Source organism: Pueribacillus theae (genome assembly GCF_003097615.1).
Taxonomy (GTDB): Bacteria; Bacillota; Bacilli; order Bacillales; family UBA6769; genus Pueribacillus; species Pueribacillus theae.
In genome coordinates this window covers 32,067-55,994 of sequence record NZ_QCZG01000014.1, presented here as the reverse complement: position 1 = coordinate 55,994, position 23,928 = coordinate 32,067, and the positions used below count along the sequence as shown (strand labels likewise).

Here is a 23,928-nt window from a genome sequence, read left to right as displayed (position 1 = left end):
CTTAACTAAAAAAGTAGTGAGTTAACATATTTTCTCTGGCTTTGATAGGTTTTAAAATCCAGATATATGTGTGTCCTTTTATACTTGTACTTTTGATTCGGCTCCTTCAATATAACCAAATGCGCAATTTCTTGGATCTGGTTTTCCTCCCCACAAGTCTAATGTGAGACGATTTCTTTCTAACATTTTTGCCTTTCTAGCGCCCTCTTCTGGAAACTCTTCCATTCCAAAACTATACTCTATTGTTAATTCATCAGGGTCTAGATAATAGAGAAAAATACTGCCTGATGGTTGATGGCGACCTGGTCCGTTTGTAATTGTTACACCATTGTTAATCATTCGATTACGAGCAATCCCAATATCATCGATATCGGTGACCATAAAGTTAACATGATGAAATTGGTGCTCTGCTGCACGAGCAACAGCAAAACTGTGATGATACGAATTTGGAAATACACGTAAGAATTCTATTGACTCACTTAAGTAATCAGAGGTTTTAAAATTCATAACCTCCTTTAAAAATTTAATTGTTTTTTCAAATTCAGGAACTTTTACTACAACATGACCTAAACGAGCTATTTTGGTTACAGTGTGTTTGTACTCTGTTGCCATTTGCGTAATATCACTATAAAATTCAAATGTAATACAGCTATTGGGATCTTTAAATCTAAATGTCTTTCCCTGTGCAAGCATTTTTTGTTCATTTTTATTTAATTCTTTTGGATTTAGACCTGCTTTAGTAAAATGCTCAAAAGCTTGCTCTAGAGCCTCTGGGTTCTCCACTTCAAGACCGACTCTCTTTAAACCTGGTCTTTCGCTAGGATATAGAACTAAATTATGGTGGTCTCGGCTACATCTAAAAAAAGCAGGACCATCCTTAACCCTTTCTACCAACTGCAACCCTACGATTTTCTCATAAAAAGTACAAGACTTATCCATATCGGAAACATTTAATGCAACATAACCTAATTTTTGATAACGTATCATTTTCTGATTCCTCCATTTTATAAAATTATACTTATCTTCCCTTGTGGTCTTAACGCATCTAAATCTAAAATAACTCTTTTTTCTTGAATTTTCAGTTCATCATTCTGCTTGATAATCTTATATTCCATAGATCCAACGTAATTATCAAATATTTCTCTTTTTGAACGATAAATGATAAAGTTACACGTTACGTAGTAAACTTGATCTCTTGTATATTTAATTCTTACATTGCTAATAAGATGGCGGGTTCGGGAGTGAGGATATTCAACATGCGCTTCCTTTTTTAATAGCCTTTTCGCCCGCTGAGTAATCCTATACTGATCATCAGCAATGATAAATAAATCTACATTGTGATCACCATCCAATTTATTTGTTGGCGGAACAAGATATAATGCATCTTCAGTGAATAATGATGCCCACTCTTCTAACTTCCAATCATCGAGTAAAGAAGCTTCATAATATAAAAAGTCTTCTATTTCTAATCTAGTAATATCAGACACTTCGTCACAGCCTTCCTAATTTATTTTGTCAGCATTTCATTCCACCGTGTCCAAAATACACGCATGTGGTATTCATCTGAACTATGAGGTACCTCCCCTCTTAATTCTTTATTCATTCCTTTAGAAATATCATTCCACTTCACTTCATTGGCATTCGCATATCCTTGTTGACACAATTCAAGTGCTTCGTTATCATCTGGCGAGGCAAACCCTCCAGGACCAAGAAATTCTAAATAGTTATTCAATCGTCGAGATTTAAATTCAGTATTCTCCTCTTTCGGTGCCAATGCCCATTGGTTAACCTCCATATATCCAGGTTCTATAGGATAAAATGTTCTAATTGTAATTGCCATAATATTGTTGATTACTAGATTAGGAAAAATGATCATATTGTAATCATTTTCATAAATTCGTTTCGCGCGTTTCTCACCGAAACGTTCAATCAAACGTTGCTGAATTTTTTCAATATCATGTTTAGCTTTTTCTCCCATTGAAGGTACCCATCTAGCCACAGGCCTGCCCCAAGGTAGCATATTTTTTTCAGTTACAGAATGTCCATTACCCAAGTCTTTTGCTTCATTATAATTAGTACCAGGTGCTGGCATTTTTCCGTTTTTATTAGTTTCTGTCAAATATTGGAAATAAGTTGCATGTGTTGGTAATCCATGATAACCATCAGCACTATTCTCACAAAGTAGTTTCCAATTTGCTCGGACACTGTACTCATGCGTTCCTCCCAAAATTTCCATCCCTACTTCCGACTGATCCATAATTAAATCAATATACTCTTTTGCCCCAGCTAAGTATTCCTCTAATCCTACTGCATTGATGTCAAAGTTAATAAAAATCATTCCCCTATAGCTTTCGAGACGAGGTACTTCATATAAATTTAGCGAACCATCACAATTCACGTCTTTTGGATACCCATCACGGGCACCTGGTTGACCAATTAATTGTCCTTTATTATTAAAAGTCCATGCATGATAAAAACATTGAAAAGTCTTAGAATTTCCCCTGCGATCACGACAAACTAAAGCACCTCGATGAGGACATGTATTTAGAAAAGCATGAATCTCGCCATTACTGTCTTTGTTGAATATTAGATTACGCCCTCCAACATCACGCATGATAAAATCACCATTATTAGCAACTTCGGACTCATGGCCGAGATACAGCCAGCATTTATCAAATACTTTTCTTTTTTCTAATTCCAATATATCTTGATCTAGAAAAGCTCTTCTCGAAACTTTAAATTCACACTCTTCTTTATTCACCTGAATTAAAGATTGTTCAGATTTATTTATAATTGTTTCCATGCCTATAAGACCTCCATTGAATGATAATTTGCACCATATAATTAAAAGGGATAGCAATCAAGAAATTTCAACCTTATCTATTAACTTAATATTCATTTTTTTGAAGTTACTAAAGAAAAACGATCTATATTTAACCTAGTACTATTCATCGCTCCTGATAACTGAAATTGCCTTTCACCCTTTTATAATAATGACACTCAAAAATTAGTGGTCAAAACTACCAAACTCCTAGAGTTCAAACTTTCTTATTACACAATGAAAGTTTAGTAGTTTCCGATTATTTAGATAACAATTTCTTTTCTGAAATTCCAGCCGCTATATCAACTATCATATCCTCTTGTCCACCTACAACCTTTAGTTCACCTAATTTTATTAAAATATCGCGCGAGTCTATACCAAAATGATTTGCAGCTTTCTGTGCATGTAGTATAAAACTGGAGTATACTCCAGCGTACCCAAGAACAAGACTATCCCTATCAATCTCTTGAGGCTTCTGAAGAATGTGAGCCACAACTTCTTCTGCCAGATCCATCATTTTATAAACATTGATACCCGTTTGAATACCTAAACGCTCAAGAACCGCGACTAATACTTCCGTTTGTGTATTTCCGGCGCCTGCTCCTAAGCAACGAATACTGCCATCAATCCTAGTAGCTCCTTCTTCAATCGCTACCAATGTATTTGCCATCGCCAAAGACAAATTGTTATGACCATGAAATCCTATCTCCACGCTTAAGTTTTGGCGAAGTGCACTAATCCTCTCCCTTACTTCAAAGGGAAGTAACGCACCTGCGGAATCCACCACGTACACTATATCCGCTCCATAGCTTTCCATTAACTTTGCCTGTTCCACTAGTTTTTCAACTGGAGCCATATGAGACATCATAAGAAATCCTACCGTTTCAAGTCCTAGCTCCTTTGATAAAGAAATGTGTTGTGCCGAGACATCAGCCTCAGTTACATGCGTCGCAATACGTGCCATCTTTATACCTAGACGTGCTGCTTGTTTTAATTCCTGTAGAGTGCCAATCCCGGGTAACAGTAACGCAGAAATTTTTGAATATTCACAGGCAGATACAGCTGCTTCAATAAGGTCAAATTCATTGGTAAGTGATAAACCATACTGCAAGGAAGAACCCGCTAACCCATCACCGTGAGACACTTCGATATAAGGTACTTTAGCTTCATCCAAGGCTTTAGTAACTTTCAACACTTGTTCCACAGTAAATTGGTGAGATATTGCATGACTTCCATCACGTAATGCTACCTCAGTTATAAAAATATCGTGTTTTTTTGTCATGGAAATTATTCTCTCCTTTATACAGTCACCAGTCTATTTCTTGCAAGCTCTTCCGCTACCTTAACTGCAGCGGCAGTCATGATATCAAGGTTTCCTGAATATTTCGGCAAATAATCACCTGCTCCCTCTATTTCTAAAAAAACTGTGACTCGATTCCCTTCAAAAATTGGTTCCCTTCTCAATCTATAACCTGGAACATAGGACTGAACAGTTTCAACCATTTCTCTAATTGAACGCTTGATCTCCGATTCGTCAATATTATCTTCTTTAAGTAATGCGTGGACAGTGTTTCTCATGAGAATTGGAGGTTCTGCTGGATTTAAAATAATAATAGCTTTTCCTTTTTGCGCACCCCCGATCGCTTCAATGCCTCTTGCTGTCGTTTGAGTAAATTCATCAATATTAGCGCGCGTTCCTGGTCCTGCGCTTTTACTAGAGATGGTCGCCACAATTTCAGCATATTCGACAGAGCTTATACGATTAATAGCATGAACAATTGGAATAGTTGCCTGTCCACCACATGTTATTAAATTGATATTCTTTTCCTCAATACACTTCGTTAAATTAACCGGCGGAACAACTAATGCTCCTATAGCCGCAGGCGTAAGATCCAGGATAACTTTTCCGGCTTCCTTTAATAGTTTAGCATGGGTAATATGTGCCTTTGCCGAAGTGGCATCAAAAACAATATCAGCTAATTCCGGGCGTTTCAGAAAACCTTGAATACCTGTGTCAATCACTTCATACCCCAGTTCTTTCGCAAGTCGTAAACCATCAGATTTTGGATCGATTCCAATCATTGTAGTTAATTGTAATACACTAGATCGCTTTAATTTCATCATTAAGTCAGTACCAATATTTCCTGAACCAAGAATAGCTACTTTAACCCTTGTCAATCTGATCCCTCCTTATCCAAATTGAACACTAACCTCTCCCAATTGTGCAAAAGAGGCTGTAAAATAATCTCCATGTTTTGCTTCAACGGCTGCAGACAACGCCCCAGAAAGAATAACCTCTCCTTTTTTCAAAGAAACGCCAAACTCAGACATTTTGTTAGCCAACCAAGCAACACATATAGCTGGATTCCCTAGTGCTGCAGCCCCGATTCCGACATTCATCAAAATCTCATTTTTGTAAAGCTCCATTCGTTCGTTAACAAGATCAATCTCGTCAATAGCTATAGGATTATTCCCTAGGACATAAAAACCTGAAGATGCATTATCAGCTATAGTGTCAGGAAGTTTAATTCTCCAATCTTTTATACGGCTATCAACAATTTCAAGTGCAGGCAATACATAATTTGTTGCTTCTAGAACTTCTATCAGTGTAACTTTTGGTCCTACAATATCTTTTTTCAAAACAAAAGCAATCTCAGCCTCTACTTTAGGTTGTAAAACTCTATTCATTGGGATAACTCCCTCATTTTCCACCATCATACTGTCAAGAAGCTGACCATAATCGGGTTCCTCTACACCTAATAATTGTTGCATTGCTATCGAGGTTAATCCGATTTTTTTTCCAAGAATTTTTCTTCCCTGCTGTAATTTTCGCTGAATAATAATAGATTGAACTTGGTAAGCCTCCTCAGTAGAGAATTTCGGATCGATATCTGTAAATGGTTCTATTTTATAGTTATTTATTTCGGCTTCAATAAGTTGTTCAGCAAACGTTTTTATCTTACTTTGGTTTTCTATCAATTAAGAACCCCCTTTAAATAAATATTTTTCCAAGGACTATCCAAAAAGAAAGCGTTGAGCATTTCTTGTTCGCAATAACTCAAATTCATCAATCGATAAATCCGACATATCGCTAACCACTTTTCCTGGAGGACTTTCTCTTATACTAAAAGGATAATCAGACCCCACAATCAAATTGTTTACTGAAAAGATTTCCTTAACATATCGAAAGACCCGTTTATCGTAAACTAGTGTATCGAAAAATAGTTTTTCCGCATATAATTGAGGGGACTGGGGGAGTTCTTCGCGTAACTCCTTTCTAGTTTTCCAACCTTGTATAAGTCTTAGTAAGACGAGGCCAAATCCACCACCACCATGACTGAAACAAATGCGAAGGTTTGGAAAATGTTCAAGAACAAGCCCTGTTATAACAGAAGCAACTGAAAAAGCAATTTCCGAGGGGAAACCGACAAAATTCTTTAAGACAGGTGGACCAATAATCCGTTCCTCCCCAAGAGGATGTAAAGGATGTACAAAAATAGCTAAGCCCAATTTCTCTGCCTCTTCAAAGAAAACATGGAATGCGGGATCTCCAATAGGGTTTCCTCTAACATGTGTTCCAATTTGTACTCCTGTTAAACGATATTCTTTTTTTATCAATTCTAGTTCTTTGGCTGCTAATTCTGGGTTTTGTAAGGGAACCGTTCCTAATCCTATGAATCGATCAGGGTAGGCTTCCACCATTTTACTAATTGATTCATTCAAATACCGACAAAAGATAACAGCGTCTTCTGGTTCAGCCCAATAACTCATTAGTTCTGGCATTACTGAAAGAACCTGTTGTTGAACATCTTCCTTATCCATATCTTGAATACGCAAAAGAGGATTCCAACAATGATCAGTAACTGTTCTAAATACTTTTCCAGATATGACTATATTTGAGAAACCCTCTTCTGCTTTCTCAATCTGCGGCCAGCGTGAATCGCCCTTTCGCTTTTGCATTTTCGGAAATTTAGAAGGAATAACATGGGTATGCAAGTCAATCATTAATTTCACCTACCTATTCAACAAATAAGACCTGTAAGTCTTTTGGCATTTATTAATTTATTTACTACTTAAGCGATTAGATTGAATTTATAATAGCCAATTTGATATGTGTTTTTTTGCACGTTGTTAACGGCAAAATTAATATATTTAAATTTCTTAATGGGAGAATTCATTTCATTTTCTTCAATATTACCAATTGACTAAATTTAGTTTATAATTTAATTTAAGTGAAGTAAAGAAAGCATTTTTTAATGTATATTCAAATTTTCCTAAAGATGATTACAGTTTATAGTGACATAAAATCATATCGTCGATAATAAAGAGATGTGCTCGGTGAAATTAATGGACCAAGGTTCCTCCCACAATAATGGACCCCAACGACTGGCTTTTTACACCCTAAGCGAATCATTTCATTTGAAGCGATAATCCCCATGCTCGTCGTATTCTCCAACTTGAACGAGCAGAGAACAAGGCGGATGGACCAGCTGCAACCGTCAGCGTATTTCAATATTTAAGATAAATAATCTGAAGAAAGGCTATAATGGCCATCGGAATCCAGATGGAGATCCTTTAAAAAATAAACACAAACGATAACAATACCTAAAATGCCAACCAAACTTTCCTACATATAATGAAGCCATGATGATCTTGAACGTGACATTAAAGCAATCCATCTCGTCACATTGGTTAAAAACGGTATCGTGTTGGTTAACATGTAAACACTTATTTCACCTTCAAAAACAGAAACTTCATATCCTGAAATTCGGATTAGAAGTTTCTCATACTATTTTTAAAACGGTGTTTGCAATCCTTCTTCTTCTAACAATTTAATAAATTCATCAACCATTTCTTGGCCATTGTACCCCTTCTTGTCTGCGGTCTCGATCCAATTATCCCAAGCAGCTTTACCAGCTTCTTTAAAAATTTTTACTTCTTCTTCCGTAGGTGTAATAATTTCTCCACGATTAGCTACCTCGTCTTTTAATTTTTCATAGGATTTTTCAAGTTCTAATTTATAGCTTTCAGTTACTAATTCAGTTAATTTTGGATTTAATTCCTCATCGAATATTTTCTTTAAATCTTCAGGTAAGTTATCATAAAAGGTCTTATTCATAATTGGAACAAACGGAATTACTGAAATATTCAGTTTTGAAATATAAGGTGCAGGTTCAAAGAATTTCGGACCAATTGCTGCAATTGGCGAAAAAAACGATGTTTCAACTGTATTTTTTTGGAGCGCTTCATAGGTGTCTTCATATGTTATAGAGACCGGAACACCGTCTAATGCTTTTACAAATTCTGCTTCACTTGTACTACTTGCACGCATTTTTTTCTTTTTCAAATCATTTACCGATTTAATTGGTTTTGATGAAAACATAATATAAGGATCAGTTATTGTAGGAGGCATAAGGATAACATCTGATAAATCTTCATTCGCATATTTTTCTCCGAATTTTTTCAAAACAGCTTTACTTTTTTCAGGTTCTTCAACGAGAGCAAATGGCAAGTTTCCAATTGTATATGGAAAAAATTTCGTATCATAAAAATAATTCGTAGCAACTAGGCCGACCTCATATAATCCCCCTTCTACGTCTTGATAAACTGTATTGGCCTTACCTAATGATGCTCCATGGTAAAGATTTACTTTTACACGATCGTTCGTTTTTTCCTCTACGATTTCTTTCCATGGTTCAAAAACGTTGTAAGCTAAGTGCCCGGTTGATGGTGCAAAATTATTTACGTTTAGTTCAATAGCTTTAACTGAGTCATTTTCTTGTTCTTTCTTACTTTCATTTTCATTACTGCTAGCACTTTTTCCTCCACAACCGACTAATAGAGTTCCCACCAATAAAATGATAAGATTTAAATAAGCTTTTTTAAAATTCAAATTGGACCCTCCTTTAATAATATGGAAATTAAGTTGCATATGCGGTAATTACAGCTTTGTCAATAAACTTTTGTTTAAAAGAAAGTAATTATCTTTAATTCATATAATCGCATTCCCCTTAATTTGAATATTAATAAAATTAAAAATAATTAAACGAAAATATTCACGTCGACCTTTTAAGTTTTATTAAAGCATCCGCTGCTCTTACTCCTTTTCCTTGCGGGTAGACCATTAACGGATTTAGATCTATTTCTTCAATTTGATTTTTATAATCTGCTGCTAGTCGACTTAGCGCCACTACTGTTTCGCACAATGCTTCTATATCTGCATGCGCTTTACCACGCGCCCCTTGAAGTAACGAGACACTCTTTAATTCTAAAATCATATTTCTTGCTTCTTCGTTGTTTACGGGAGCCATGCGGACCGATACATCATTAATCACTTCAACAAAAATCCCACCAATACCCACCATAACCACGGGACCAAATTGCGGATCAGTTTTAGAGCCTATAATCATTTCGACTGTTGCAGGCTCAAGCATTTCTTGTACCAATACTCCTTCAAAATCCGCGCCCTCTACTTTTTTAATATTATTTCTTAGTGTTTCATAAATTCTAACAATTCCTTCGTCATTTTTAACATTAAGATGTACCAAACCCATTTCAGTTTTATGCGGAATTTGAGGAGATAATCCTTTTAAAACAACGGGATATCCAATATCGTTTGCAGCTTTAATCGCTTCCTTTTGTGTCATGGTAATTATTTCACGTGTAACAGGAATATCGTAATCCTGTAAAATTTGTTTACTATTATATTCGGTTAATATTCCATCAGAAAAACAATTAAATTTTCGTGTCTTTTTCTCCCATTTTGATCGAGGTTTTTCATAGTCTGTAAAATTGGCTCCGATCTGACACAAAGCTTTTGCAACTTTAGCTATCCGAAGCGGATCATTGAAAACTGCGATTCCTGCGTCATTTATCATTTTTTTCGTTTCAGGTGTCACGATCGTTGTTAAAAGTTGTGGAATATGTGAATGGGCAGTTCGGATTTCTTTGAACGTTTCAATATGTTTCTCTAAGGTTGATTTAATGTAACCTTGTGCAGCTATAAATGTTATTATAAGATCATAATTCTCTTTATCTAGTGTCGTTTTCATAAAATCTAGCATTAGTTCAGGTTTGTTAACTAACTGACCCGTAAGGTCAATCGGATTCATTACTGAAGCATGTGGCAAAATTTGCAATAGCTGTTTTTTAGTTTCCTCACTTGGTTGAGAGAGCTCCAACCCAAGCTCTGTTAAATGATCTGCTAACATAACTCCAGCGCCACCGGATATAGTGAAAATAGCAACGCGTTTTCCTTGTGGGAATAAACTGTACGAACAGGCCGAGGCAACATCGAGTAATTCTTGAATGCTATCAACACGATATGCTGAAGTTTGCTTAAAAACAGCCTCCCAAACAGTCTCTGTACCAGCTAACGAAGCAGTGTGAGAAAGTGCTGCTTTTCTCCCTATTTCCGTACGGCCTACTTTATAAATAATGACTGGTTTTTTATAACGTTTGGCTAAATCCAAAGATTTAAGGAATTTTTCTCCATCCTTAATACCTTCTATATAACATGCAATTACATCTGTTTTGGGGTCTTCCGCTAAATAAGCGATACATTCCGCAACATCTATATCCGCTTCATTACCAGTGCCAATAAAATAATTTAATCCAATCTGGTTCTGCACGGCTAAAGTATATAAATAGGTACAAAAAGCTCCGCTTTGAGTAACAATCGCTATATTTCCTTTGGGAACTTCTCCATGGGCTTTAGTAATTCCAAAATTGGCAAAGGCACCTGTTAAGGCATTAAACATACCAACAGTATTTGGTCCTAACACCCTCATTTGATATTTTTCCGCTATTTTAATAATTTCTTCTTGTAGATTTGCTCCTTCTTCGTTCACCTCCTCATAACCACCACTTATAACAATGATTGAACGAACCCCTTTTTCACCACATTCCTCTACAGTTTTTAAAACCTTAGAATTAGGTACCGCAAGGATAGCCACATCTACCTCTTCAGAAATTTCTTTAATGGTTGAAAAGCAGGGAAGCCCTGCTATTTCCTCATATTTTGGATTAACTGGTAATATCCTTCCCTTGTATTGAAAATCAAGCAAGCTTTTAATCGGACGTCCACCGATACGACTAAAATCAGAAGATGCGCCGATAATAGCAATACTTTTCGGTTCAATTAAATGTTTTAACGACTCCATATGCGATATCATAAATGCATTCCTTTCATTAACATATCTTTAACCAAGGGACACTCTTTCTATATAGCTAAAACATGACGGTAATCCCAATTTTCAAATAATTAAATTATAATTCTTTATCTTAAATTTTTATAAAAGTTCACCGATTTTCACCTTTTCTTTAATTAGATTATCAGCGATTGTACGACGTTGCATTTCATCAGATCCTTCAAAAATACGCCATACCCTCACAACGCGATACCAACGTTCCACAGGAGTTTCTTTTGTAACACCCATTCCCCCATAAATCTGTAGGACCCTATCAACCACGCGATTTACCATATTTGTTCCGTAAAACTTTGATATCGCAGCTTGATGACGAAATTGAATGCTGTCTTGAGAATTTGCCCAAATACCGTCTTTCTCCGCCATCCATGCTGCTCGGAGAAATATTCCTTTTGCTGCTTCAATTTCGATTGCAGAGTCAGCAATCATCCATTGGATGGCCTGCCTATCTACAATAGGTTTACCAAAAGTGACTCTAGTTTTTGCAAACTCTATTCCCATTTGTAACAATCTTTCTGAAGCTCCCACACACCGAGGGGGAATCACCCAACCACGATTATGATTTATAAAATACATGGCATATTTAATTCCTTCACCTATCTCTCCAACAATATTTTCCTCCGGAACACGAACATTGTCGAAAATCAGAGAAGCCGGATTCCATCCCCCCATCGTTTCTATATTTTCCGATTTCCAACCCATTTCTCGATCAACAAGAAAACAAGTGATTTCTGCATCCTTACTTTTTTCTTGGCCTGTCTTTGCAAACAGAATGGCAAAGTCTGCTTCGTTGCCATATGAAATAAACGTCTTTTCACCATTAATAACCCATTCATTTCCATCTTTTACAGCTGTAGTGGTCATATTACGTGGATCCGAGCCGCTTCCAGGTTCGGTCAATGCAAAACATTCCTTACGTTCTCCTTCTAGTACAGGTAACAAATATTTCTTCTTTTGTTCTTCATTTAATGTGTAAAGAATGTTCATTGCATGTCCACCAAATTTAAAATCAACAAATGTTCTTGACAGCTCCATTTCAATCAAGGCACTCATTATAGGACCAAGATTAGCACCACCGTACTCTTCAGGAGTCAAAATTCCCCAAAAACCCATTCCTTTTGCTTTTGCCTGGAGTTCACGAATTTTCTCTTTGGAAATCCCAGGTCGGCCTTCACGTTCATTTCGCAATACATCTTGCTCAAGAGGAACTAACTCTTTCTCCACAAATTCTCGAACAGTCTTTTGTACCATTTTTTGTTCATCAGTTAGCGAAAAATCCATAATTTCTCTCCTTCAATTAAGTTTTCTAATATTACAAATTTACTAGAATTATTGTATAATTAAGAATAAATTAAGTAAAGAAGGGGTTATTGAATACACTTTCAATTTTTCCTAAAGAAAGGGGTAAAATTATGCAAATGAATCAATTGGAGTATATTCTTGAAGTTAGAAAAGCAGGATCGATATCTAATGCCGCGCAAAATCTTCATGTCTCTCCCGCTACAATTAGTCAATCTATCTCTAATCTTGAGAAAAAATACGGGATAAAAATATTTAATCGATCCCGTCATGGTACAGAACCAACGGAGTTGGGAAAAAAAATTCTTGAAGAAGCATATAAAATAAAGGATCAACTAGTTGCATTAGAAAGAGAAATTGAATTACAAACAACACTAGAATCGAAAGAGTTAAAAATAGTAAGCCATCCAAGTCCCCTCCAATCATTCTTGCCAAGTGCATTAGCAAACTTTAAAAAAACCCATCCTAATATTGATATTGTTCTTAAAGAACATTTGGATATTACAGAACCGATCAATCTCGAGGAATTCGATATTGGCCTCGTTGCAGCTAGCCCACAAACCTGGTTAAAGTTAATAAATTTATATAAAAATGATTTACATTTTGAAACAATACTTCAAGGAAAGCTTTATGTCTGTACAAGTAAAAATTCATCTCTCGCATTCAAAGACAGCCTATCTCCGGATGATTTATATCACCATCCCCATGCCATCTATACAATTATAAAGGCGGTTTATACAGACATAATTAATGAATATGGCTCTTTAAAGATTTTATTGGAATCAAACAACTCAGAAATCATTATGAAAATGGTTTGTAATGGGCTCGCAATCACAATTCTTTCTGATTTAGTAATAAAGAATGAGCCTGCTATACTAAGTGGAGATACTGTTGCTATACCATTAGTTGATTATGAGAGGGCAAACCTAACTTATGGATTCATACGCTCTAAAAAAAGATATTACTCTACCGGAGCTCGAGATTTTCTGAAGCTTTTAAGATCAACTGTTCAAACTGGAAACTATTGAGAATAGATTAAAGAGGGCTAGGTTGGCTAAACATGTATAACTAGAAGACATTAAACCCACAATAGCTTTTACATATGCAATAGTAGCTTAAAAAAATTGAGAAATTCATAACTAAATATATACGAGAATTTGAGCAAAATCTGTGATAGAGCAACAGAACGTTTTTAATCTCCCAAAAATAGAAGGAATTTAGGGTATTCTTTAAAAAAGAGAAAAGAGAAAAAAGTACTGATAATGGAAATCAAAACTCACACTATTCCCGTTAAAGAAAATGAGTGAAGAATAAGCAGAAGTGAAAATAATTGATATGCATAGGAAGTTAGTTGATGCTGTTTATCCATGCGTAAATTCATGAATGAAGAAATAGTGAAATCAAGATTTTTACCATTCGAAGACATTGTGTTTCTTTGGGGATGAAGGGGATCTAACTAGGGGATGAAAAATTAGAAATAGAAGGGTAAGTTAAAGTTTAAAGTTATTCACTAGCTGCCTACCCTTTAGACTTGAAACAAGAAAAGGGAAAAAAGCATTGTTCAAATTAATTGAGAGTGCTGATGTTTTCATTCATTCGATGCGCCATCAGGCGATTGAAAAATTAGGATTCTCCTATGAAGAAGTAGCGAAGGTGAATCCGGCAATTATTTATTGCGGAGGTTACGGTTTTAGCAAGCAAGGTCCTTACGCATCGAAACCGGCTTACGATGACATGATACAGGGGGCATCCGGTTTAGCTGCGGCACAAAGTGAAACGTCGGGAAAACCCCAATATATGGCTACTGTTTTGGCGGATAAAGCAACCGGCTTAATGATGGCAAATACGATTTTGGCTGCAGCCTATTATCGGAAAAAGACAGGGGAGGGACAATATATTGAGGTGCCGATGTTTGAAACGATAGCCTCGTTTACGTTGTTGGAACATATGTATGGGGCTACATTCACTCCCCCCATTGGTTCATCCCTTTATCCGCGTCTTACTTCAAAGTACCGTAAGCCATATGAAACAGAAGATGGTTTCATTAGCGTCATTGTTTACAATGACAAGCAGTGGAAGAAATTCTTTGAAATATCTGCTTACCCAGAATTTTCGGTTGACATACGATTCCGGGATCTTGCTTCTCGAACGAAGCATATTAATGAGCTTTACCAACTGCTGGAAAAGGTAATACTCACGAAAAAGACAGAAGAATGGCTAGAAATTTTTGAAAAAGCAGATATCCCGGCAATGCCTATGAATATACCGGAAGATCTATTAGGTGATCCACATCTTAATGCAATCAATTTTTTTGAAAAAATGAACCATCCTTCTGAAGGGGATTATTGGAATATGAGTTTTCCTGCAACGTTTTCAAAGACACCTGTGAAGTTGAATCATTTTGCTCCACGGTTAGGGGAGCACAGCAAAGAAATTTTGCAGGAAGCCGGCTATTCAGAACAGGCAATTGATAGTTTGCTAGAAAGCGGAGTTACGTTTGAAAATAGATGAAACTACTAAGAATTACTGAACAATTGGCAGCCAATTCCAATATGGAAGAATACTCGTAATGAGTGTTGCGATTAATAAAAATGTCATGACAAAGCCCATTTGCGCAACGTCTCGGACGGTAAAGCTTTTTCCATCGTAGACCATTAATAATGGTGTTGATTGTGCTGGATAAAAATGGTTCATTCTAATTCTGTCCTTCGTTTATGAAGTTTAATGATATAAATAACTCAAAGGGTGAATTTGGTAAATATAATTGGGAAGACCAGTGAGCCAACTGTTGTTACTTTTGATTAGTTTTTGGCTTTTCTTGTTGTTATTTTAAGGGTATCCTCAAGAAGCTCGATTGCTGCAAAGCGACAGCCTAATCAAGTTCATTTACTTCATCACAAAACTCACGGAAAGATAGGGACAATATACTGGAAAAATACAGTGAATGTATGAACCTTGGAATGCTATCTGAAGGTGTATTTCTGAAAGCGTAACAGTTTATTTGGTGTAAAAAAAACTTCATCGACACTAATTTTCGATTCTGATCGATAAAGTCTTAAATATCTATAATTACTACGAAAAAACAAGACTCCGTTTATTTCGTCCCACATGAAGAAAAGTTCCGCTCATCCCCTCATTTCTTGCAGGACCGAGATAGCGAGTGCTGTCACCTTTCTCATTTTCGATCTTAATGACATCTGCTCCCATATCACCTAATAATTGCGTACAATAAGGACCCATAAGCACTGATGTTAAATCGATTACTCGAAGCCCAGACAGCGGTCCGTTCATCATATCCCTCTTTTCTAAGTAACATACCTTTAAAAAATCCAACTTCATCTTTAGCAAGCTTTTACCCGCTACAGTCAACTGCCAAGCATCATAGAAGGCAGCCAAGTAGAGATAAACGGAAACAGTATTAGAATCAACAGAATAATCAAATCAGTAACCACGAAACGAGTTACCCCTTTAAAGGCGACGGCTGTATCGATCCCTGCCGCCCCTGAAGCGACAAAAACGTTCATCCCTACAGGTGGTGTCACCAATCCAATTTCTGCTGTCTTCGTCACAATAATGCCAAACCAAATTGGATTGAAGCCTAAAGACACAATTAAAGGAAATGTTAACGGTAATGTTAAAATAAGAATCGCTACCTGATCCATGAACACGCCTAGTATTAAATAAAGGATAATAACAATGGAAAGTACAACCCATTTCGACATTCCAGAATCACCGATAAAGCCAATCATTTTTTGTGTCACTTGCGTTGCCGTTAGGAAATAACCGAAAATCATCGCCCCGATAATAATGAGCATGATCATAGCGGTTGAACGCAGCGTATTGTTTAACGCTTTTGAAATTCCTTTCACTTTTAATTTGCGCATTAATAATGCAATCACAAAAGTCGCAAATGCTCCCAATGCCCCTGCTTCTGTTGCAGTTACGATACCTGCATAAATACCGCCTATGACAACTGACATAAGGATTAATACAGGCCAAATCGGCTTTATGGACTGTAAACGCTCATTCAATGGCACTTTTTGTGGAATTTTCGGTGCAACGCTCGGATCTCTTTTCACCCAATACAAAATGGTAATGACATAACCTATTGCAGTAATAATGCCAGGAATAATGCCGGCGATTAACAATGATCCGACTCCCGTATCCGTCAAGATGCCATAAAGGATCAAGACAATACTGGGAGGAATCATAATTGCGAGTGTTCCAGATATACTTGATACTCCCATTGCAAAATGCGATTTATAGCCATATTTCTTCATCTCGGGAACCGCTGAAGTAGCAAGCGTTGCTGCTGATGCAGTACTTGATCCGCTCACAGCTCCTAATCCGGCTCCTGCAAAGACAGTCGCAATGCCTAACCCTCCTGGAAGATGCCCCATCCATTTATTTGAGGCATTAAAAATATCTTTCGTCATGTCACTAGCCGTCATTAATTCTGCCATTAAGATAAACATCGGAATCGTCGTAAATAAAAAGACCGCGACACTATCATATGGTGTCGTTTGAATAATCCCTAGGAATAAATCTGTTCCTCCTATAAATAGCAAACCAACCGCCCCAGCGATTCCCATTGAAAAAGCAATTGGCATTCCTGTCGCAAGCAGGACTAATAACAAGAACATAGGAATTGCAATCGTCATCGGCCGTTCCTCCCCTTATTGTAACTTTACTCAGTTACACGATCTTCTTCTGTTTCTACTTGATTAAAGTTGAATAATAGCTGTAGAAAAATGAAAAGCAAACGCAAAGTAAAGAGATATGCCCCGATTGGAACCCAAATCCATGAAAGCCATGTTGGCCAAGAAATAATGCCGGTCGCTACATAATGATTTACATAAGCTTCTTGCGTCATCATCATCGCTTGATAGCCAATAAAAAACATGAGAATAGCCGCAAGTAACGTATAAAACATGTCTAATACTTTTACTAGTTTTTTCGGTAAATACTTTATAAATAAATCAATGCTTATATGACCTTTCATTTTCATCACGTAACTTAAACTGAAAAAAACAATAATGACCATTAAATATTTTTCGGAAAAATGATAGGCTCCCACTAAAGCTTGGTTAAATAGATACCTCATAACGGCGTCGGCCGTTGTAATGAACATCATGATCAGAACTGCAATTTTTGCTACGAAGAAAAATACATAATCAACTTTGTCAAACAATTGAACGACTTTTTTCATTTTCACACCCTCGCTTTCAACGTAAAATGTGAACGCAATAATTTTCTTAAAGAAACAAAAGAGCTACTGGAGACGGAAGCATCAGTAGCTCCATAAATACATTTACTAAACTGTTATTTACTAAACTCCTCGTTGTATTGGGTAAATTTTTCTAAAATTTCTGTACCAGGCATCCCTTTAGCATCTAGATTTTCAGCCCATTTTCGATTAAATGGCTCCAACTCTTCATCCCACTTTTGAAGCTCTTCTTCAGGCAACTCATAAAATTCTACACCTTGCTCTTTGTATTCTTCCATTAGAGCATTTTCGTGATCAACAATGGCTTGAGCCATCATGTCACTGGCTTCATTGCTTGCTTTTTCTACCGCTTGCCGAACTTCTTCCGGCCAGCTTTCCCAAACCTCTTCATTTACAACATACATCACACCAAAGCTTGATAGTTTCGCATTAACCGTTGAATATTTCGCTAATTTCTCTATCTGATATCCGGGCCAACTGAATAAGGAAATTAGCGTTCCGTCAAGAGTACCGCGATCCCACGCTGTGTAAATTTCCGGTGCAGGAACGGAAACAGGTGTCACTCCCCAGTTTTGCATCAATTGCTCTTGTAAACCGCCTGATGTTCGGATTTTCAATCCTTTAAAATCTTTAATTTCTTTAACTGGATGTTTTGAATTGACAATTTGATAAGGATTAAGCGCAGCTGCCCATAATGGTTTTACACCATGTGGTTTCAATTCAACCTCATACAAATCTTCATGAACCAGCTTGTTATAAGCCTTCGTTCCGCTGATTGCGTCCTTAACAAGACCTGGGTTACCCACCACTCCGCTTAATGGCATCGTGTCACTTACATAAAGCGGGCCTACATAAGTGATATCAGCCACTTTATTCTTTGCAACATCTAGTAAACTGTCCGCTTTTCCCAACTGTTCAGCAGGATAATATTCAACTTCTATTTTCCCTTCGCCCAACTCTTCAATTCTGTCAATCCAAGGCAATGTTGCATATTTAGAAATCGTATGTGAATTGGGAAAAGAATCAGCAATTTTAATTTTAATTGTTTCTCCTTGACTCGCCGCTTCTTTGCTTTCTCCTTCAGACGCTTCCTCTTTTTGTGTTGGTTCTGAATGACCACAAGCAACAAGTGCAAGAATCAATATCGAAAATAAAATAAACATTGACAAATTGCTGAAAACCTTTTTCATCATAGCAACCTCCCCTGTTTTAATTATTAAATATATTCTATGAAAGTGATTACTTATAAAGTAATCATTTGGAAAATTTGTAAGTGCTTGTAATAAAAATGGCCGAATGAACTATGATAAAAATCATATTTCTTCCCAATGAAGCAAATACTATCTAAAAACCTATGTTAAAAACGGAGAATAGAAATGTTAACTTTTTTATATGTTTCGACCTTTATTATGACTTTGCTATTGTTGATTGTTATTTTATTTTTACTATTTCGCTGGCGTTGGCTAATGAAAAAAATCGTTCAGCAAATGGGAAAAATCATTTTAACAGACAGTTATCAAGAAAATTTAATTGAAATGATTCCAGGCTTTCGGCATATGGGGATTCAAAATTCGCTTGAGAATAGCTTGCGTGCGGAAACAGGAGATGTGCTACACCGCCCAATTGGCTCTTCTGCCAAAAAATGGCCGCATTTGGATCCCATCACTTTTATTCCTGCCCAGACAACCCCATTTCCAATTGATGGTGAAGAAGAAGTAGACGTGAGCGTTACGATTGGGCCAAAAGCTAAAAAACCAATGAAAATTAAAATTCCTCTCATGATCAGTGGGATGGCCTACGGAGTTGCACTTAGCGAACAAGTTAGGCTTTCTTTGGCCAAGGCAGCGAGAAATGTGGGGACAGCGATTAATTCAGGTGAAGGCGGTATTCTGCCTGAAGAATTGGATGCAGCAGGAAAATATATTTTGCAATTCTCTAAAACCGAGTGGGGCAAAGAAGAAGAAACGATAAAGCGGGCAGACATGATTGAAATTAAATTTGGGCAAGGCGCGTTATTTGGAATGGGCGGAAAAATATCGCCAAATAATTTAACAGGACGCGCTCGTGAAATCATGGGTCTTAAGGAAAATGAACAAGCTGTCATATTTGAACATTTTTTTGATAATCAAACATTAGAAGATTTGAAAAACCTTGTGAAAGAACTTCGAGACCTATCAGGCGGAGTTCCCATTGGTGCAAAAATAGGTGCCGGCGGCAAAATTGAGGAAGATATCGATCATTTAATTGAGATGGACGTGGATTATATTGCGGTTGACGGAGGACAAGGAGCAACCCACGGCACTCCACCAATTTTAGCCGATGACTTTGGAATACCGACGTTGCATGCGGTTGTTCGAGCTGTGAATCATTTAGAAAAAAGAAAAATGAAAGAAAAAATCAGTTTAATTGTCTCGGGTGGACTTCTAGTTCCGGGACACTTTTTAAAAGTTATTGCTCTTGGAGCTGATGCCGTTTATTTAGGCTCCACCATTTTATTTGCCGTTTCGCATACCCAAACAACAAAGGCCTTGCCTTTTGAACCTCCTACACAAATTGTTTGGAATGAAGGAAAATTTAAAGATCAATTTAAAGTTGATGAAGGAGTGAAAACGGCGGAAAAATTTTTAACGTCTAGTACTGAAGAAATGAAAATGGCGTTGCGGGCGATGGGGAAACGTTCTTTAAAAGAGTTGTCTAAGCAAGATTTAGTGTCTCACGAATGGTTAACTGCTCAAATGATTGGAATCCCATATTCATTTGAAGCATGGAAAATGAAAAAATAAGTGAGCACCTTCCAAACTCTACTGGGTTTAGAAGGTGCTTTCTTTGTGACATACTATTTACTTACCTGACTAGATTTAATTTGTCTCGTATTTTCGCTTTGTAATTTTGAAATCGTTGATTGAGATGGTACCTTTCTTTCCTACCTGAGCGAATGACCTTAATCCAAACATGTTGTTTATCACGAATCAGTTTAACCATTGTCTTCGCTATCCGTTTTTTTCTGGAATCAAAAATGAGATTTTGTGATACCTTTGCCTGAATAAAATGATGGCAATTTAAACAAACACAACTGATATTCATATTCCATTTACCCTTCGACAATTCTTGGATATTGGCTACCTTTCCATTAAAGTTCAAAACGTTGTCATCCACCCATCTAACGTTTAGCGGTACATACAAATCTTCTAACTCCTTTTGTCTTCTAAGCTGTAAAGAGAGCGTTAAATGTTGGCGTACAAGGGAATTGATATTTTTATCTTTTTTTATATAAAGATTTCCTTCTACTATAACCGCATTTTCTTCATCATAGGAGATGTTCGTAAGCCCTGCATTTATCTCTTTTAAATGCACTCGTTGTTCTTTTTGCCTTAACGCTTTTACAAAAACCTCTTTCCATTTTTCAGCAATGCTCTCTTGCCCATATTTTTCAGTTACTTTTTTCGACTCACGACTTAAAGCATTGCGTTTTTCTTTATTGAGAAACAGTTCCACCATGGCGGCAGCTAAGCCGTTTATATCATTGGTCTTGACTAACAGCCCATTTTCTCCATGTTGAATCATTTCCGAAGGGCCATATTTGCAATCATAGCTAATTACCGGTGTTCCTTGAGACAAACTTTCCACAATTGCCATTGCGAATGCTTCTGATTTTGACGTAATCACTGAAAAGGCTGCCCGTTGGTATATCTTTGTAATGTCATTTGCAAAGCCATTAATGAACACATGGTTTTCGAGTTTTAACCTTTTGACAAGTCTTTTATACTTTTCTTCCTCTTTGCCAAATCCGTAAATTTCTAGTCTGGCTTGGGGTACTTGTTTAACAACCTTTTTAAACGCTTTAATGGCATGGGGAATTTGCTTTATTCCTACATAACGCGCAAGCATGACAGCTGTATACAGTTCATCATCAAGTGAAATTTGATTCATTTTTACTGTGGGTGCTGCGTGTCCTACGACATGGATGGTAGATAATTGTCCAAAGCGATTTCTAATATCGTCCGCTTGGCGTTCAGTTAGTGTAACAAACGCATCCAATTTGTGTAAATTGCCAATCAGCTGCTTATTTCTTTCGACAAGGGCACTCCCATAATGATACGGATACTTGAGATGATTGCTGTGAAGCACGGCTACCTTAACAATCTTTGGGTTGTTATTGCCAAATATGATGCGATCGGAAAATCTTCCGTCTGACACTAACACAGCCGCTTCCTTGTTTTCTATTAATGAATTAATAAAATAATTGCGATAATGTTTAATGATTTTAAACGTTTTTTTCTTCTCGCCTTTCTCGTTATACCAAATACAGCTTAACGTATTTTCTGTCAGACGATCAAAGGACTGTTCCAAAAAACACGCTCCGCTTGGTGTGAGAAAGCGCTCTTTCGTCACAGTCTGCGTCTCTCTATCATAAAACGTTTCTTTCCTTACCTGCCCCTTTCTATCAAATAACAGGCGCTTTGTAAGCTTCTTTCTATCATCAAACAGATCAACATACCGCAATTGATTATTTTCATAAATTTTATTTTTCACGAGCTTTCCATTTTGAAAACAATGATACAATTCGGGGTGTTTGCTGCTTTTTTGAATAACATATTCCTCTGGACTTTGGCATTTCAACGTTTCTCCTTCTGCTTGCTTCCCCATAAGAAATTCATAAACATTATAATGTTTCATTTTCTCATTCCAAAGTCCAATCTCTTCAAGCTGGCGAATTTCTTCCGCATAATCCGGATTAAAATCAAACGTAACCAAACCAATTTCTTCGTAATCATCACTTAAAAGATGAGCCCGGTGCAATGCCGCCCGTGTCATCCCGCCTCTAACAACACCAATTGAATGAATCATAAAATAAATGCCATAGTTCTGCAAAAAAATCACCCTTTGACCAACGTAGCTGTTAGCTATTTTATGGTCAAAGGGCTGAAAAAATAAACTTAGTTTTTAATTTCAAAATCATTTACTATGTTTGGGATGGTTTAATACGTTGTTCACATTGTGCTAAACACGCAAAAAACCTACTATGGTACAACAAGCTAAAATTGTTATGTAGTAGGAATTTAAAATATTTCATTAATCTTTAAAATGACTTCATTTAAAATTTTACTTTTAACATTGCCAAACTTTCTTTTAACAATATGTTTTGAAAGCGTATAAAGCTTGTCCGCTCGTATTGCAGAAGTCTTTCTCAATTCACCATTATCTAAATCTTGGGTTTGAATAATAACTGAATAATCAATATTTTTCAAGTTCGAAGTGATTGCTGCTACGAGTAAATCATCCGAATATTTATTATATAAATCGTTTGAAACAACTAACACGGGGCGCTGCTTGCTAGTAGATAAATCAGTGAAAGGGACAAATATTAGTAGAATATCCCCATGTTTATACGTCATTCCAAACCTCATCATCAACGTCGTTATTCCAAAAATCCAGGCTGCTTTCACTTGCTTTTGATAAATCAGCCTGTAGCTTCCCCTTCTGTTTATCACGAAGGTATTCAGCAAAATCTAATATTTTTGCTAATTGACTTTCTGGAATCTCATTAATTATTTTTAATAATTGTTCTTTCGCAGTGCTCATGCTCAATCACCCCTTCAAAGTCACATTAAGAAGAATAGACTGTGTTTTTATTGTAACATGATTTATACGCCTAATTCGATTTAAGGCTTAGGAAATAAAATTCCCACTATGAGAACATTATCAATGTATTCCATTTTTCACCTTTCGGAATAGCATAAGCATTAGGAAAAGACCAAAGACAAATCAATCGTTAAATCCTTAAAAATAGAAACCTCCACCTTATCTTCGTCTGTATATAAATCAGGACGGCCATATCTTTGATTTTTTTGCAAAGTAAACACACTTACAATTTTTTCTTGGGGTTCAACAATCCAGTATTCTTTTACCTTTGCTTTTTCGTATTTGTTGAATTTCTCAATTTTATCTTTTCTAGCAGTCGAAGGGGAGGTGATCTCAATAATCATATCTGGACTTCCTTTACATCCGTGATCATTCAATTTTGATTGATCACAAATAATCGAAATGTCGGGTTCAAAGACATTCTTCCGCTCCTTGTCATCATCAATTTCTTCTTCCAAATCTAATAACACATGAAAAGGTGCAGGATACACCTTGCATTCCTTCCCCACTAAAAAATTAGCAATTTGCCGATGCAACTCAGATAATATTTCTTGATGAACCCGTGAAGGTGCAGCTTGAAGATAGAGGGTGCCATCAATAATTTCAATTCTAACATCATCGTTCCATGATAAATAATCAGCGTATGTGTATATGCGATCCTCTTTCGGTAATGACACTAAGATCACCCCATAACCCAAGATTTATTATCCATCATTATATCATCTTTTTCT

The 23,928-nt window shown here is 36.6% G+C and carries 21 protein-coding genes and 1 pseudogene; 3 read left to right on the top strand and 19 right to left on the bottom strand.

Annotation, left to right across the window (positions count from 1 at the left end; genetic code table 11):
* Nucleotides 1-78: 78 nt before the first annotated feature.
* From DCC39_RS08510 to DCC39_RS08465, 10 genes are all read right to left on the bottom strand, one after another.
* Nucleotides 79-987, bottom strand: coding sequence for a VOC family protein (locus tag DCC39_RS08510; protein WP_116554465.1), 909 nt, complete (start codon nt 985-987; stop codon nt 79-81).
* A 17-nt stretch (nt 988-1,004) separates the two neighbouring features.
* The gene (locus DCC39_RS08505; protein ID WP_116554464.1) at nt 1,005-1,487 is read right to left on the bottom strand and encodes an aromatic-ring-hydroxylating dioxygenase subunit beta; all 483 of its coding nucleotides are present in this window, start codon (nt 1,485-1,487) and stop codon (nt 1,005-1,007) included.
* A gap of 20 nt (nt 1,488-1,507) precedes the next feature.
* Nucleotides 1,508-2,803 (bottom strand): aromatic ring-hydroxylating oxygenase subunit alpha, encoded by a 1,296-nt coding sequence (locus DCC39_RS08500; RefSeq protein WP_116554463.1) that lies wholly within the window; start codon nt 2,801-2,803, stop codon nt 1,508-1,510.
* Nucleotides 2,804-3,080: 277 nt separating this feature from the next.
* Nucleotides 3,081-4,103: a 4-hydroxy-2-oxovalerate aldolase gene (gene dmpG, locus DCC39_RS08495; RefSeq protein ID WP_116554462.1), complete on the bottom strand. Its 1,023-nt coding sequence runs from the start codon at nt 4,101-4,103 to the stop codon at nt 3,081-3,083.
* A 17-nt stretch (nt 4,104-4,120) separates the two neighbouring features.
* Nucleotides 4,121-4,999: an acetaldehyde dehydrogenase (acetylating) gene (locus DCC39_RS08490; protein WP_116554461.1), complete on the bottom strand. Its 879-nt coding sequence runs from the start codon at nt 4,997-4,999 to the stop codon at nt 4,121-4,123.
* 12 nt (nt 5,000-5,011) lie between these two features.
* Nucleotides 5,012-5,800, bottom strand: coding sequence for a 2-keto-4-pentenoate hydratase (locus DCC39_RS08485; RefSeq protein WP_240613582.1), 789 nt, complete (start codon nt 5,798-5,800; stop codon nt 5,012-5,014).
* A 36-nt stretch (nt 5,801-5,836) separates the two neighbouring features.
* Nucleotides 5,837-6,826 (bottom strand): amidohydrolase family protein, encoded by a 990-nt coding sequence (locus DCC39_RS08480; RefSeq protein WP_116554460.1) that lies wholly within the window; start codon nt 6,824-6,826, stop codon nt 5,837-5,839.
* Between the two features lie 790 nt (nt 6,827-7,616).
* Nucleotides 7,617-8,714, bottom strand: a complete 1,098-nt coding sequence (locus DCC39_RS08475; RefSeq protein WP_116554459.1) for a TRAP transporter substrate-binding protein — start codon at nt 8,712-8,714, stop codon at nt 7,617-7,619.
* A 163-nt stretch (nt 8,715-8,877) separates the two neighbouring features.
* Nucleotides 8,878-10,995: an acetate--CoA ligase family protein gene (locus tag DCC39_RS08470; protein WP_116554458.1), complete on the bottom strand. Its 2,118-nt coding sequence runs from the start codon at nt 10,993-10,995 to the stop codon at nt 8,878-8,880.
* Between the two features lie 117 nt (nt 10,996-11,112).
* Nucleotides 11,113-12,309, bottom strand: a complete 1,197-nt coding sequence (locus DCC39_RS08465; protein ID WP_116554457.1) for an acyl-CoA dehydrogenase family protein — start codon at nt 12,307-12,309, stop codon at nt 11,113-11,115.
* Nucleotides 12,310-12,440: 131 nt separating this feature from the next.
* Here DCC39_RS08465 and DCC39_RS08460 point away from each other — a divergent pair, with 131 nt between their 5' ends.
* The gene (locus tag DCC39_RS08460; protein ID WP_116554456.1) at nt 12,441-13,355 is read left to right on the top strand and encodes a LysR family transcriptional regulator; all 915 of its coding nucleotides are present in this window, start codon (nt 12,441-12,443) and stop codon (nt 13,353-13,355) included.
* A gap of 514 nt (nt 13,356-13,869) precedes the next feature.
* A pseudogene (locus tag DCC39_RS08455) lies at nt 13,870-14,838 on the top strand (CaiB/BaiF CoA transferase family protein); the annotation flags it as partial.
* A gap of 12 nt (nt 14,839-14,850) precedes the next feature.
* Here DCC39_RS08455 and DCC39_RS19075 read toward each other — a convergent pair.
* The 5 genes from DCC39_RS19075 to DCC39_RS08435 form a co-directional block, all read right to left on the bottom strand.
* Complete coding sequence (locus tag DCC39_RS19075; RefSeq protein WP_165820808.1) at nt 14,851-15,021, bottom strand: hypothetical protein; 171 nt, start codon at nt 15,019-15,021, stop codon at nt 14,851-14,853.
* A gap of 378 nt (nt 15,022-15,399) precedes the next feature.
* On the bottom strand, nt 15,400-15,618 hold the full coding sequence (locus DCC39_RS08450) for a CoA transferase (RefSeq protein ID WP_276309902.1): 219 nt from the start codon (nt 15,616-15,618) through the stop codon (nt 15,400-15,402).
* Nucleotides 15,619-15,692: 74 nt separating this feature from the next.
* Complete coding sequence (locus DCC39_RS08445) at nt 15,693-16,988, bottom strand: TRAP transporter large permease (protein ID WP_116554454.1); 1,296 nt, start codon at nt 16,986-16,988, stop codon at nt 15,693-15,695.
* A gap of 26 nt (nt 16,989-17,014) precedes the next feature.
* Nucleotides 17,015-17,536, bottom strand: a complete 522-nt coding sequence (locus DCC39_RS08440; protein ID WP_116554453.1) for a TRAP transporter small permease — start codon at nt 17,534-17,536, stop codon at nt 17,015-17,017.
* Nucleotides 17,537-17,649: 113 nt separating this feature from the next.
* Nucleotides 17,650-18,747 (bottom strand): TRAP transporter substrate-binding protein, encoded by a 1,098-nt coding sequence (locus tag DCC39_RS08435; RefSeq protein ID WP_116554452.1) that lies wholly within the window; start codon nt 18,745-18,747, stop codon nt 17,650-17,652.
* Nucleotides 18,748-18,963: 216 nt separating this feature from the next.
* On the opposite strand from DCC39_RS08435, the gene DCC39_RS08430 reads away from it, so the two are divergent.
* Nucleotides 18,964-20,337 carry an FMN-binding glutamate synthase family protein gene (locus DCC39_RS08430; protein WP_407071847.1) on the top strand — a complete coding sequence of 458 codons (1,374 nt, stop codon included), beginning with the start codon at nt 18,964-18,966 and terminating at the stop codon, nt 20,335-20,337.
* Between the two features lie 61 nt (nt 20,338-20,398).
* Here DCC39_RS08430 and DCC39_RS08425 read toward each other — a convergent pair whose 3' ends face one another.
* The 4 genes from DCC39_RS08425 to DCC39_RS08410 form a co-directional block, all read right to left on the bottom strand.
* A complete protein-coding gene (locus tag DCC39_RS08425) occupies nt 20,399-22,426 on the bottom strand; it encodes a glycosyltransferase (protein WP_116554450.1) in 2,028 nt (675 codons plus the stop codon).
* A 188-nt stretch (nt 22,427-22,614) separates the two neighbouring features.
* Nucleotides 22,615-22,950, bottom strand: a complete 336-nt coding sequence (locus DCC39_RS08420) for a type II toxin-antitoxin system PemK/MazF family toxin (protein ID WP_116554449.1) — start codon at nt 22,948-22,950, stop codon at nt 22,615-22,617.
* Nucleotides 22,940-23,137 (bottom strand): DUF2281 domain-containing protein, encoded by a 198-nt coding sequence (locus DCC39_RS08415; RefSeq protein ID WP_116554448.1) that lies wholly within the window; start codon nt 23,135-23,137, stop codon nt 22,940-22,942. Before DCC39_RS08415 ends, DCC39_RS08420 begins: the two co-directional genes overlap by 11 nt.
* Nucleotides 23,138-23,298: 161 nt before the next feature.
* The gene (locus DCC39_RS08410; protein WP_116554447.1) at nt 23,299-23,874 is read right to left on the bottom strand and encodes a Uma2 family endonuclease; all 576 of its coding nucleotides are present in this window, start codon (nt 23,872-23,874) and stop codon (nt 23,299-23,301) included.
* Nucleotides 23,875-23,928 lie beyond the last annotated feature (54 nt).